8 protein-coding genes are annotated in these 13,569 nt (G+C 59.1%); 6 read left to right on the forward strand and 2 right to left on the reverse strand.

Translation table 11 applies throughout. The features are described from left to right. Positions 1-35: 35 nt before the first annotated feature. The gene (locus O3303_RS20435; RefSeq protein WP_269561971.1) at positions 36-851 is read right to left on the reverse strand and encodes a cytochrome-c peroxidase; all 816 of its coding nucleotides are present in this window, start codon (positions 849-851) and stop codon (positions 36-38) included. A 655-nt stretch (positions 852-1,506) separates the two neighbouring features. Here O3303_RS20435 and O3303_RS20440 point away from each other — a divergent pair. Continuing rightward, positions 1,507-3,552 carry a HelD family protein gene (locus O3303_RS20440; RefSeq protein WP_269561972.1) on the forward strand — a complete coding sequence of 682 codons (2,046 nt, stop codon included), beginning with the start codon at positions 1,507-1,509 and terminating at the stop codon, positions 3,550-3,552. Between the two features lie 1,245 nt (positions 3,553-4,797). Continuing rightward, the gene (locus O3303_RS20445; protein ID WP_269561973.1) at positions 4,798-5,835 is read left to right on the forward strand and encodes a replication initiation protein; all 1,038 of its coding nucleotides are present in this window, start codon (positions 4,798-4,800) and stop codon (positions 5,833-5,835) included. Between the two features lie 84 nt (positions 5,836-5,919). Here the strand turns inward: O3303_RS20445 and O3303_RS20450 are convergent, their stop codons facing one another. Further along, positions 5,920-7,044: a Gfo/Idh/MocA family protein gene (locus tag O3303_RS20450; RefSeq protein WP_269561974.1), complete on the reverse strand. Its 1,125-nt coding sequence runs from the start codon at positions 7,042-7,044 to the stop codon at positions 5,920-5,922. Between the two features lie 370 nt (positions 7,045-7,414). Between O3303_RS20450 and O3303_RS20455 the strand changes: the two genes are divergently transcribed. From O3303_RS20455 to O3303_RS20470, 4 genes are all read left to right on the forward strand, one after another. Further along, complete coding sequence (locus O3303_RS20455; protein WP_269561975.1) at positions 7,415-10,315, forward strand: PAS domain-containing sensor histidine kinase; 2,901 nt, start codon at positions 7,415-7,417, stop codon at positions 10,313-10,315. Between the two features lie 24 nt (positions 10,316-10,339). Continuing rightward, positions 10,340-10,753, forward strand: coding sequence for a response regulator (locus O3303_RS20460; RefSeq protein ID WP_269561976.1), 414 nt, complete (start codon positions 10,340-10,342; stop codon positions 10,751-10,753). Between the two features lie 1,322 nt (positions 10,754-12,075). After that, entirely contained in the window at positions 12,076-12,717 is a 642-nt protein-coding gene (locus O3303_RS20465) for a nucleotide-binding protein (RefSeq protein ID WP_269561977.1), read from the forward strand. A 1-nt stretch (position 12,718) separates the two neighbouring features. Then, complete coding sequence (locus O3303_RS20470) at positions 12,719-13,033, forward strand: hypothetical protein (RefSeq protein ID WP_269561978.1); 315 nt, start codon at positions 12,719-12,721, stop codon at positions 13,031-13,033. The last annotated feature ends 536 nt before the right edge of the window (positions 13,034-13,569 follow it).

Below are 13,569 nucleotides of genomic sequence, written 5' to 3' on the forward strand. Positions count from 1 at the left end.
GCGGCAAAAAGGTGTGGTGGTAAAGGGCGAAAAAGTCAGTACAATCCTCCCACGCGGCGTTCCGGCTGGCTGGGCAGGTCCGGCAAAGAGGTGGGTGGTCGGTGCTCGTAAGAGGTCGTGTCGGTGAGGGTCTGCAGGAAGGCAACCAGGTGCTCCTGCTGCTGCTCAGTCAGAGGCCGGACAAGTTGCCGCTGATGAAATGGCGTGTTCAGGGCCTGGGCCAGCGTGGCCGCCTGGCCAGTGGAGCCGTAGGGAGGCGTGAGGGCCACATTGCGCAGGGTGGGCGTTTTTACCCATTCTCCGGGTTGAATTTCATGGCGCTGCCCGTCGCGGAAGACCGGGCCGCTGTGGCAGCTGGCGCAGCCCAGCTGAGCGCGGGCAAACAGCCGCTGGCCGGCTAAGGCCGGGCCGGGCAACCTGCCGGCGCCGCGCCGCGCCACATCGTAGGGCGCATTGCGGCTGCGCAGGCTTTCAACATACGCCGTGAGGGCCGCGTTGATGGAGGCCTCGCCAATGGGCGCCTGCAGTGCCTGATCAAACCAGCGGCGGTACACTTCACTCTGGTTCAGCCGATCGGTAATCAAGGCGTAGCTGCTACCCATTTCCGCCGGGCTGGTGATGACCTGCCCGATAACTTCGCCCATGGTGGCTGCCCGTCCGTCGTGGAAATAGTGCCGCTGGCCGGCGGCATTGAGCAGCGTTGGCGCGTTATGGGTGAGGTTGGCAGTAAAACGAAGCGCCCGGGACGTAATGCGGTGGTCTGTGAAGGCCTTCTCGGGCCGGTGGCAGGAAGCACAGCTGCGCTTGCCATTAATGGCAAGCGCCGGCTCAAAAAACAACGTTTTCCCCAACTCCCGGAGGCGTTCGTGATTAACCGGCTTACCCAAATTCGGTGAAGAAGTAGAACAGCCGCTGAAACTACCACCTAGTACAATACCCAGTAGCCAGCGTAACAGGGTAAAGTAAATTCGCATATTTTTGTTCATGTTTTTGTAATACAAACTTAAACAAAGCAAGCTACGGAAGTTCCTAGCTTTCGCTGAAAACCGCCCTCAACCAGATAAGCACACGTTTTTACTGGATAAAGGCAGGACACTCTATCGAATCCGGTCAGGAAGAAAATGCATTCTTAAAAAATTGTATAAAATAAATAACAGCAGCACACTATACGTGTAGCCTTTGCCGCATACGGTAATGCGGCGGGCGCCGGTGGCGTCGATGCGGCGCTCTGCCGTTCCGGGCCGGCCGGCGGCAATCTGCCTGGTTCAGCAACCCGGCCAGATCAATCTGGGACTATGCAGCTAAGAAGGCCGTTCCTAATGCCCCCTCCCGGTTGCCAGGTGAAAGTGTGCCAGTTGGGCAGCTGATGAATGCAAGGCTGTAGTCTCCGCATCTGCCTGCCTGGTACCTCACGCGTAAAGCCCTTGAGCAGAAATTCCGTGAAACGCTTCGGCAGGCCAGTAGTTAAGCTGACCTTTGCGGCCCGATTGTCAAGTACAGCCCGCCATGAACGCCACGCAGCAGGAAGAGAAAGAATACCTGGAAGTAATCAAAGAGCAGCTGACGCTGGCCGTGCGGCGGGTTGATGAGGCCGTCAGGCAGTCTTCCGAGGAGCTGCGGCAGAAAAAGCAGTATATCCATGAGCACCAGTCCGGTATGGACGAAGCCGACATGGTGGCGGCCGACCAGTCCATCAACCGCATGGCCCTGACGGGCGAAGGGGCCGTGGGGCGCAAGCGCCGTTTGCTCAAGCTGGGCCAATCCCCGTACTTCGGCCGCATCGATTTTGCCGCCCCCAACCAGGCCAGCGCGCCGGTTTACATTGGCGTGTATTCCTTCTTTGATGAGCAGCAGCGCCGGAATCTGATCTACGACTGGCGCGCGCCCATCTCCTCTTTGTTCTACGATTTCGAGCTGGGGCCGGCCTCCTACGCCACGCCCTCCGGCACAGTGCGCGGCACAATCGAGCTAAAACGGCAGTACAAGATCCGCGACGGCCGCCTGGAATTCATGCTCGACAGCGACGTGAACATCCACGACGACGTGCTGCAGCAGGAGCTGGCCAAGTCTTCCGACGATAAGATGAAGAACATCGTCGCCACGATTCAGCGCGACCAGAATGCCGTAATCCGCAACGAAACCGCCCCGGTGATGATTATCCAGGGGGTGGCCGGCTCGGGCAAAACCTCCATTGCCCTGCACCGCATTGCCTTCCTGCTGTATCGCTACCGGGAAACTATCTCGGCCAAGGATATCCTCATTATCTCGCCCAACAAGGTCTTTGCTGACTACATCTCCAACGTGCTGCCCGAGCTGGGGGAGGAGCACATTCCCGAGCTGGGGATGGACGAGCTGGCCGCCGACCTGCTCGAAAACCGCTACCCGTTCCAGACCTTCTTTGAGCAGGTGTCGGCCCTGCTGGAGCAGCACAACCCGGCGTTCATCGAGCGCATCCGGTTCAAGTCCTCGTTTGAATTTCTTAGCCGGCTGAACCAGTACCTGCTCCACATCGAGAACAACTACATCACCTGGACTGAGCTGCGGGTCGGCCGGACCGTAGTGCCGGTGGCGTTCGTGCAACAGAAGTTCCGGGCCTATCATCGGGTGCCGCTTCTGAAGCGGTTTGCGCTGGTCGCCAACGACATCCGGACCTACGTGCGCGACGCCACCGGCCGCAAGCTGACCGGGCAGGAGAAGGGCGCCATTGGCGAGGCCACGGCCCGGCTGTTCAGGTTCCACAACGTGCTGGACCTGTACCGGGATTTTTACCGCTGGATCGGCCGGCCCGAGCTGCTGCAGGTGGGCCACTCCCTGCGGCTGGAATACGCCGACGTGTTTGCCCTGATCTATCTGCGCATCCGGCTGGAAGGCGCCACGGCCTACGACCAGGTCAAGCACCTGCTGGTGGACGAAATGCAGGATTATACTCCGGTGCAATACGCCGTGTTGTCTAGGCTGTTTCCGTGCCGCAAGACCATTCTGGGCGATGTAAGCCAGACGGTGAATCCGTACAGCGCTTCTTCCGCCGAAGCCATCGAACGGGTTTTCCCGCAGGCCGACGTGGTCAGGCTGCAGCGCAGCTACCGCTCCACCGTCGAGATTACGGCCTTCGCGCAGCGGCTCATGCCCAATCCTAACATCATTCCGCTGGAACGGCACGGGCCGGAGCCCACCGTAGTGCCCTTCGGCAGCCAAGCCGAGGAGCTGGATGCCATCCGGCAAATGCTCCTGAACTTTAAAAGCTCTGGCAGCCACTCGCTGGGCCTCATCTGCAAAACCCTGCGGCAGGCAGAGCAGGCGTATGAGGCCCTGCAGGCCCCGGGCATCTACTTGCTCACGGATGAGTCGACGAAGTTCAAGGAAGGCATTATCATCACCACGGCCCACTTGGCGAAGGGCCTGGAGTTCGATGCGGTGATTGTGCCGTTTGCCTCCGCGCATTCGTACAAAACGGAGGTTGACAGAAGCATGCTTTACGTGGCCTGCACCCGGGCCATGCACCAGCTCACGCTGACGTATTCCGGAGCCCTGACTACCTTCCTGGCCGCCTGACAAACTACGCCCGTGCCGCCTGCTTGTAGCAATGCTGTGCCGCAGATGATAGAGTGCCCGTAAGCTGCCAGCAGATACCTCGTAGCAGTGCCACAGCTCCGCCTCGGCACTGCTACGAGGTATCTGCTGGCAGCTTACGGACCGTTACAGTTGGAAGTCATGACAATTCCTGACAGTCGTCTACTAAGATTAATCAGCTGTTAATAAGGCATAAAACCACAATAAACCCACCCGCATTAACAACTAGATACGCACCTGTTTTTACACCTAAATGCGCGTGTAAAAGCAGGTATTGATTTACAACGGCATTCACCGCGTATCGCCACGAAACAACCTGAGCCTGGGCTCCCTCCTGCCCCACCGGCCTTTGCGTCTGATACGGTGATACCGACGATGGCCAGCACCAACAAACCCGTACCGGAGACACCCACCGCCACTGCTGCCGAGGCCGTGCCACCGGAAGCCAGTATTGCCCTCCGGTTGGGCGGCTTGTGTGGCGTCGGTGAAGGCTTAGGGGTAGGGGCCGGAGCAGAGAGGAAATGTCTGCCGGTTCGCACATCCGGCATCCGGACCACCCTGGCGGCCGATGAGCCGGGCCGGAAGTGCCATTTTTCACGCAGAAGAATTCTGTCTTCCCCACGGGCTGTTTTGGGAGCGAAGGAATGCAGGGTGCCATTTTTCACGTAGTTGCCCGGAGAGATCATACAATCAGCGCCGTACGCCTCGCCTGATTCCTGCCGTGACCGGCAGAACACCCCTAAAAGGCCTGAATCAGCCCTTCCAACGGCCTTTTTTGAGGTACCGGGAAAACTCATTTTTTCAAAAAAAAAAGCAGAGCCCTCTTCTGTATTCTAAGCTATTCTAATACTATTCTATATTCAGGGAGGCGTAACACATTGATTGATAATTTATTACAACGATTATCTACGTGAAAAACGGCACTCTGCTGCGTGAAAAATGGCACCATCTACGTGAAAAATGGCACCATCTACGTGAAAAACGGCACTCTGCTGCGTGAAAAATGGCACCATCTACGTGAAAAATGGCACTCGGCCCCTTTCGTGGACTGAGCTGCTAACCAGCCCCGGGCATCTACGTGAAAAATGGCACCGCTACAGTGTGACCGGCAAGCAGAACGCATCTACGTGAAAAATGGCACTCTGAATTCCTTGCGTGAACCGCGGTAGGTTTTCACGCAGATCCGGCTATATTCGTGACGTATTTGCCTTATGCGTCCTATCGCCTATGCTGCCTGCTATTCCCGTTCCGCCCCAGTATCCCCGGGCCTACCAGGCCAATGCGCTGGTCAGGGCCCCGCTCAAGCTGACGCACATTGAGGCGCGCATCTTTGCGCTGGCCCTGAGCTGCATTCACCAGGACCAGACGGAGCTGCCGGGAATTAGCATTCCGCTGGGCCGCGTGATGACCCAGAAAAAAGGCGGAAGCGTCTACGAAACCATTCGCGACGCCTGCCGGAGTCTGATGTCGAAGGTGGTAAGCATTGAAACCCAGACGGGTAACAAGAAGCGCTTCACGGCCTACTCCATCATCAGCTACATCGACCTGAACGAGGGAACCGGCTTTCTGACCGGCAATTTTGCCCCGGAAATCAAGCCGTTTCTGCTGCAGCTGGCCGAGCAGTACACCCACGTGGAAATTGAAAGCCTGCTGACGCTGAAATCAGCCCACGCGCACCGGCTGTTCTGGCTGCTCAAGTCCTGGGACGACGTGGGCATCTGGGAGGTGGAGTTTGATGTGCTGCGCAAGCAGGTGCTCGGCGACGACAACGACGTGACCTACACGCTCTTCTACGACTTCAAGCGCTACGTGCTGGAGCCGGCCCTGCGTGAGCTGCACTCGCTGGGCTGGATTGTGGTGTATGAGCCGGTTAAGGAGGGAAAAAAGGTGCAGGCCATCCGCTTCACCATCCCGCAGGCGCTGACCAAGCTCACGAAGGAAGGCCTGCCCCCGGCCAAGGCCGGCCCTGTCGCGCGTTCCAGGGCCCCTCAGGAGCAGATGAGCCTCTCGCTGGATGCGGAGCTGCCCACACTGCAGCAGCGCATCGTCACGCGCCTGCAAAAGCTTAAACTCACCGGCCCCCAGATTCAGCACGTAATGGGCTTCATCGGCGATGATGAAAACCTGATGGCCAAGCTGATGAAGGCCACCCATCCTTTGCTCCGTGACTTTGAGGCGGGCAACAAGGTCTTTGACAACCTGGGCGGCGCCACTGTCAACCTGCTGAAGTCGGAGTTCACCGGCCTGTACGCCACCCTCAAGTAGTGCTGGCCCAGCGGTGGCGCCGTATGGCCTAAAACTTGGTTTGCAAATGGTTATTGGTGCGAAAGAGCCGGCGGCAAGCAGTGCTCAGTTGCTGCGTAGCGCTACTCGCTTCCCGGTTTTTGCCGCCTTGTAAATGCCGACCAGCACCCGCAGATCCTTGCGGCCTTCTTCCCCGGAAATATGGGCGGGCAGCGGTTTGCTGTCCAGAATGTAAGGCGCAATGCCGTCGAGCTGAGCAGCCTGCTGGTTGATGACCGGGAAGTTGAATGCGCCCCGGCTGCTTTTGCCCCTGAACGGCCCGTAGCTCAGGCCCGGGCTGAGCTCGAACGAGCCCGAGTCGGCCGAGGCGAAGAACCGGTCGATGTTGCAGGAAGCGGTGGCAGTGGAGGTGCACACGGCGCCACTGGGAAAATGCAGCTGCCAGCTGACGGACTCTTCCACCTCTGTGAACAGGCCGGGCATGGTGACGGGGCCGAACTGGGCCGTCACGGCCACCGGCTCTTCGCCCAGCACGTAGCGGCCGCTCTGGATGCAGTACACGCCCAGATTCATCAGCGGCCCGCCCCCGGCCAGCGCCTTGCTCAGGTGCCAGTCCTGGGGGTCGATGTCGGCCAGCCGGTAGCCGAGCGAAGCCTCAATCAGGCGCACCTGCCCGAACACTTTTTGCTGGCCCAGCCGCTGAAGCTCGAGGTGGTGCGGCTCGTAGTGCAGCCGGTAGCCCACGGCCAGCTGCACGCCGGCCTGCCGGCAGGCCGCTATCATTTCCTGGCAATCCTGCTCCGTCAGGGCCATGGGCTTCTCCACAATCACGTGCTTGCCGGCTTTGGCCGCCCGCAGCGTAAACTCCTTGTGCAGGCCGTTGGGCAGGGTGATGTACACCAGATCGATGCTCTTGTTGGTGAGGATCTTATCGAAATCCTGGTAAGAGTAGCAGTTCTTTTCGGGGATGTGGTAATCAGCTTTCCACCGGGCGGCCTTGGCCGGCGTACCGGTTACGATGCCCGCCAACTGGCAATACTGCGATTCGGCCAGGCCCTCGCGGACCAGATTGGCATACCGGCCCAGGCCGCAAAGCGCCACCTGAAGCTTTTTGCCGGCATATCTCGGGTTTTGCGGCTGCGCAGGTGCGGCAAAGGAGGGCAACAGCAGCGAGACCCCCAGCCCTACCCCGAGCTGCTCGACGAACCCACGCCGGGATACATTTCTCATCTTGTTTGGCGATACGTTGGTTGAATGATCCGCAGGCCGGTGCGCGGCGGCGCCTGCCGGTAACCGGGCTGCCGGCCCGCAATATCCGCCGTGGCTCCCGTCATCCGCCAGCGGCGGTTGAGCAAGGGCGTAGCGGGTTTGATGTTCGGTAACGGCCGCTGATGGCAGAACGGTATGCCGTCGTTGTTTTGGTTGCTGATCAGGTAGGCAGTTTCCTGCGCGCTGCTCCGGCCCGGCCCCTTCCTCCAGCCTGAGTAAGAGGCCGGGCCGGAGCCGCTGCCACGCTGATTGTTGGACATTATGTCCCGGATGATGCTGATTTGCGTACGGGGGTATGCGCAAAGTACCTTTAGCTGCTTCTATCCCCCCTATGACCCTCGCTTCGATTCCGGGCCTGCCCGCCACCACGCTCCCGGTTTTGCTGGACCTGCTGCCCAACGGCATCTTGTACTACACTCCGGTGCTCAATAAGGCCGGCGAGGTTGTTGATTTTCAGTTTGCCTACCTCAATGCCGCCGCCCAGCGGCTGCTGGCTCTGCCCGCCCGGCCTATTGCCAGCTACCTGCAGCAGTGGCCGGACACCGTGGAAAGCGGCGTGTTTGCCTTCCATCGAGACACGTATCTGGCCGGTGTACCAGCCCAGCGCGACCAGTTTTACCAGGCCGATGAGTACGACATCCTGATCAGCATTCAGGCCACCCGGCTGGACGACGGCCTGCTGGTGAGCTTCACCAGCGACGATAATCTGCCTCGCACGACGGTAGAAGAAGCCCTGCGCGCGAGCCAGGCCCGGGAGCAGGTTGCCCGCACCGAGGCCGAGCGGCAGCGCGGCGAGCTGGAGCGCGTATTCGAGCAGGCTCCTTTGGCCATTGCCGTATACCGGGGACCGAACTACGTCATTGAGCTGGCCAACTCCACCGTGTGCCGGCTGTGGGGCCGCACGCCGGAGCAAATCGTCGGCAAAGGCCTGTTTGAGGCGCTGCCCGAAGTGGCCGGCATGGGCTATGAGGAGCTGCTCGATGGCGTGATGGCCACCGGCGTGCCCCATGTGGCCCAGGCCATGGCGGCCCAGCACGACCGCAACGGCAGCCGCGAAACCGTGTACTGGGATTTCGTGTATGTGCCCATGCGCGAGGCCGACGGTCGCATTACGGGTGCGATGGTGGTGGCCAACGAAGTGACGGAGCAGGTGCTGGCCCGCCAGCAGGTGCAGCAGCTCAACGAAGAGTTGGAAATGCGGGTCACGGCCCGCTCGGCCGAAGCCCGGGCCGCCCTGCACGATGCCGAAAGCCAGCGCGAACAGCTGTGGGCGCAGCAAGCCCTGCTGGGCCAGATTCTGGGCCAGGTGCCGGCCTGCATTGCCACCTTCAGCGGGCCAGCGCACCGGCTTTCCTTTTTCAATACCGCCTATCAGCAGCTTGTCGGCGGCCGGGCGGTGCTGGGCAAATCCCTGGGCGAAGTGCTGCCCGAAACGATTGAACAAGGGTATGTGGCCCTGCTCGACCAGGTGTATGCCACCGGGCAGCCGTACCACGGCACTGAAATTGCCATTATGCTGGCGCAGCCCACCGGCTCCGCCATCCAGCAATACCTCAACTTCACCTACCAGCCGCTTAACGATGCGCAGGGCCAGTGCCAGGGGCTGCTGGCCTTCGCCGTGGATGTAACCGAGCAGGTGCTGGCCCGCAAACAGGCCGAAACCCTGCAGGCCGGCCTGCTGGCCGCCATGCAGCGCCAGGCCCGGCAGCGGCAGGACCTCTACCAGATATTTGAGCAGACGCCGGCCGCCATTGTGCTGCTGCGTGAGCCCGACCACCGCATCGACTACTTCAATCCCGCCTTTGAAGAGCTGTTTCCGCCCGAGGAGTGGACCGGCTCGCTGCACGGCCGCACCCTGGCCGAAGTGTACCCGCGCCTTAAAATGGCCGGGCTGGTAAACCTGATTGACCGCGTGTTTGAAACCGGCGAGCCGCAGGTGGTCCTCGAAATGGCGCTGGCCGAGCTGCAGCCCGGCAGCCCGCGCTACGTCACTTTTGCCTACCAGGCCTACCGCGAGGACGACCGCATCGTGGGTGTGGCCGCCTTCGTGTACGACGTGAGCGAGCAGGTGCTGGCCCGCCAGGAGCGCGAGGCCCGGCAGCAGGAATTGCAGCGGATTTTCGAGCAGGCTCCGGTGGCTATTGCCATCCTGCGCGGCCCCGACCTGGTTATCGAGCTGGCTAATGCGGCCGTGGGTGACATCTGGGGCCGGCACCCCGCGCAGGTGCTGGGCCGACCCTATTTCGAGGCCTTGCCCGATTCCGCCGGCCAGGGTTTTGAGGCCATTCTGGCGAGGGTGCTGCAAACGGGGGAAGGCTTTACCGTCACCGAAACGCCGCTAACGCTGGACCGTGCTGATACCGGCCGGCCCGCGCTGGGCTACGTCAATTTTGAGTTTCAGCCCCTCTACGATGAACAGGCGCGCGTGTCCGGGGTGATTGCCATTGGCATCGAAGTCACCGACCAGGTGCTGGCCCGCCAGCAGGTGCAAATTCTGAACGAGGAGATGCAGGCCACCAACCTGGAGCTGGCTGACACCAACCGCCGCCTCACCCGCACCAACACCGACCTCGATACCTTCGTTTACACGGCCTCGCACGACCTCAAAGCCCCGATTTCCAACATCGAAGGCCTGCTGCTGGCGCTGCGCCAGCAGCTGCCCCCCGCAACCCTGCAAGCCGATCTGGTGCCGCGGCTGCTTGAGATGATGGAGGACTCGGTAGCGCGCTTCCAGCAGACCATCGGCCACCTCACCGACATCTCTCAGCTGCAACAGACCGAAGACCCCGAAACCGTTGACCTGCCCGTCCTCATCAACGGGGTGCGCCTCGACCTGGCTCCGCTTCTCGACACTGCCCCCGTTGTTCTCGCCGTGGATGTGGATGGCTGCCGCGCCGTGCGCGTGGCCCCCAAAACCCTGCGCTCGGTGGTGTACAACCTGCTTAGCAACGCCGTCAAGTACCGCGACTATGACCGCCCAGCCCAGGTGCAGCTGCGTGCCCACTGCACTCCCGGCCACCTCGTGCTGGCCGTGCAGGACAACGGCCTGGGCCTCACCGAGGCGCAGCAGGGCGAGCTGTTCGGCATGTTCCGCCGCCTGCACACCCACGTCGATGGCTCGGGCGTGGGCCTGTTTACCGTCAAGCGCCTGGTCGACAATGCCGGCGGCACCATCATTGTGGAAAGCCAGCCTGGGGTTGGCTCCACGTTCACGGTTTCACTGCCCGCTTAGGCCGGCTTCACCATTATCCATTTCATGGAAAAGCTTTCCAGCGTGCTGCTGGTCGACGACGATTCGATCAATAATTTCCTAAACGAGCTGCTCTTCAAACAGCTCGATGTGACCGACCACCTGCTTACGGCCGAGGACGGGGCCAAAGCCCTAGAAATCATCGCCCGCACGGCCGGCTCCGACGAGCCTGCCCTCATCCTGCTCGACGTGAATATGCCCGGTATGGGGGGCATTGCCTTTCTCGAAGCTTACCGCCAGCTGCCAGCTGCGCAGCGTGGGGCTACGGTCATCATCATGCTCACCACCACCATGGACGCCAGCGACCTGAGCCGCCTCGAAGAGCTCAACATTGCCGGCCTGGTCAGCAAGCCCCTCACCCAGGAGAAAATCGACCAGATTCTGCAGCTGCACTTTCAGCGCCGCCTGCCAACCACATAGGGCCGCTGGCGCCTCCGTTCTGAGCTTCGTACGGGCTGGGGCCCGCTCATCTCCCCCGGCCGCCACGGTGCCGGCAGTATCGGCCAGCAGCAGCTCGCAGGCCTGCCATAGGGGCGCCATGGTGGCCGTAGTGGCGGGCCGGGCCCGGGCTTGAGGATTGCCCGGCGCTGCTCAATCAAGGATAGCAGCAGATGCTACCGCAAAGTCAGCTGCCAAAGCATCACTTCTTCCTCGGTGCCAATGCGTAGTTTTCGGCAGGTAACAGCGGGGCCCGAAGTAGCATGGGGAATAGCGCCGGGCCTGGGCTGCGGGGCTCATCCACGGGCAGGTCGGTGCCTGTGGAGCCGAAGAAATGCTGGTGTTGGTGCACACGGCCGTTGAGCAGATTCAATCCTCATGAGCCAGCCGGACAGCTGCGGCCGGCATACGTGCCGGAGTGCTGCACCCGCCCGGCCTCCACACGGGCCATTGCCGACAGTGGGACCTGAAACAGGTGACTCGTCAGCCCCTCCCCTCCCCTCCCCTCCCCTCCCCTCCCCTCCCCTCCCGGTTGGGTACTGCCACCTGCACTGCTGCCTGCGGGTCCTGGGCTTCGTTGTTGGCTGCGAGGGAGGCAGTGTCCGCTTCGAAGTCAGCCGGAGTTGCGCCTGGGATTCGAACGCGCAGGATAACAATGCACAGGCCTGGACAAAGCTTGGCTGAGCCGCAGCGCGGCCGTCATAGCTTGCACCCCTCGGTGCCACCTCCCCTACTGACTGACCGTCAGAAACCGATTCTATTCAGCAAATATGGTCCTTACACGCACCTTGCTATGAGTGCGAAAAAAGGTGTGTTATTGCACCTTGTTTTCAACCTTTTTCTACACCCTGTTCTGAACCTTGTTTAATCCTCATAGATCAGGCAAAGCGTTTCGGTTTTGCTGCCCGAAAAGCACCTGTAAGCTCATTGTAAAGCACACCTGTTATCACACCTTAAAAAAGGTTTGTTTTGCACTCTAGGATACCAGGAATTTTGCACCCATTTTTGAGTTATCAAAGAGGTGTAATTTCAGGTGCAATAATGCACCTGAAGCAAGGTGTTAATCTTACAAGCAATAACACCTTATTTCAGGTGCAATAATACACCTGAAGCAAGGTGTTGTTCTTACAAACAATAACACCTTATTTCAGGTGCAATAATACACCTGAAGCAAGGTGTTGTTCTTACAAACAATAACACCTTATTTCAGGTGTGTTATTGCACCTGAAGTAAGGTGTTGTTCTTACAAGCAATAGCACCTGTTATCGCACCCTTTTTAACACCTAAAAAACTCTTGTAATTGCATGGTAATCACTGTAGGAGGAATAAAAGGAGGTACTGGTAAGTCTACCATTTCCACTAACCTTGCTGTCTGGCTTTCCCGCCAAGGCCATGACGTGCTGTTGGTGGATGCCGATGAACAGGAAAGCTCATCAGACTTCACCGCGTGGCGGGGCGAAACCCGCAATGGGGAGCTGGGCTACACCCTGGTGCAGTTAACCGGAGCGCTGGTACGGCGCCAGGTAGAACTACTCAGACCCAAATACACCCACATCATCATTGACACTGGCGGGCGTGATACCTCCAGTCAGCGGGCCGCCTTGTTCGTGTCTGATCGGTACCTGCTGCCGTTTGCGCCTAGATCGTACGAAATCTGGACGCTCTCGAAAGTATTATCCCTGCTGTCCGAAGTGCAGGACGTGCGGACCAGCCCTCTGCAGACCTTCTCTTTTCTTAATAAGGCGGATACGCGGGGAGTGGATAACGCCGAAGCCATGGAAGTGCTGCGGGAAAATGAAGAACTCAATTTCGTGGATTTCCCGGTCGTTAACCGCAAGGCTTTTGCTACGGCCGCCAGCAAAGGCCTGTCCGTCTTCGAGTACACGCCTGTAGACGAGAAGGCCGTCGCGGAGCTCAATGTTTTATTTCGTCACGTCACGCAATAGTATGGCCATTTCCAAGCCCCCCGTTCGCAAACTCCCCGCGGCGGTACCCCCAGCGCCGACCCTGGATGAGAAGAAGATTGAGGCCGTCATCAATCGTGGCAGTACGTCGCTGCCCCTCGAAGCAACCAGTGTCAGACTCAAGAACTTCAATATCAAGCTGCCGGCCTCAACACTTGCCTTTATTGATGAGCTGCGCGCGAAACGTCCTCGTAAGCCAACCAGCCCGAAGCTGGGAATCTCGACCCAGGACTGGCTGTTAGAGGCCATCCTGGAGAAGATCCAGCGGGAGCAAAAGAAGTACGAAAAGGGTGTATAAGCGCACCTGTTAATGCGTGTGTATTTACACCTAAAATAAGGTGCAAATACACACGCATTAATTCTTAAAAAAACTCTGTGTTTAACACGGAAAACTGCACCTACAAACAGGTTTGGAAAGAGGTGTAAATTATTGATTCAATAGCTTTGTTATCAGTTTGTAATAGCAATAATGTATACGGGTAAGAACTGTTATTTGAAGATTTATTCCTAAGTAGGAGTAGGGTCTGTTGCGACTACTTGCTTCTCATAAACGATTGATAATTTGCCGGATTTTCGGCCAGCTTAATGGAAAATAAGCGGCCGGCAGCTAGGGTGAAACTGAAGTCGCTAAAATGTCTGGTCCTGAAATAAGTTGATAGTTGCCTCCTCAATACTGGCCTTATGCAAGACCATATTCAGGAGCTGCTAACCTGCTTTCAGGGTAGCGAGCAACTTTGGGAAACAGCGGTGTCGCGTATTCTCTTTGTCGGCGAAGAGCCGATAGCCTCAAAGAGGGAGGAGCAGTCGTGTTAATTGCCCATCGGTAAGGGTTCT

It is taken from the genome of Hymenobacter canadensis (assembly GCF_027359925.1).
Classification (GTDB): Bacteria; Bacteroidota; Bacteroidia; order Cytophagales; family Hymenobacteraceae; genus Hymenobacter; species Hymenobacter canadensis.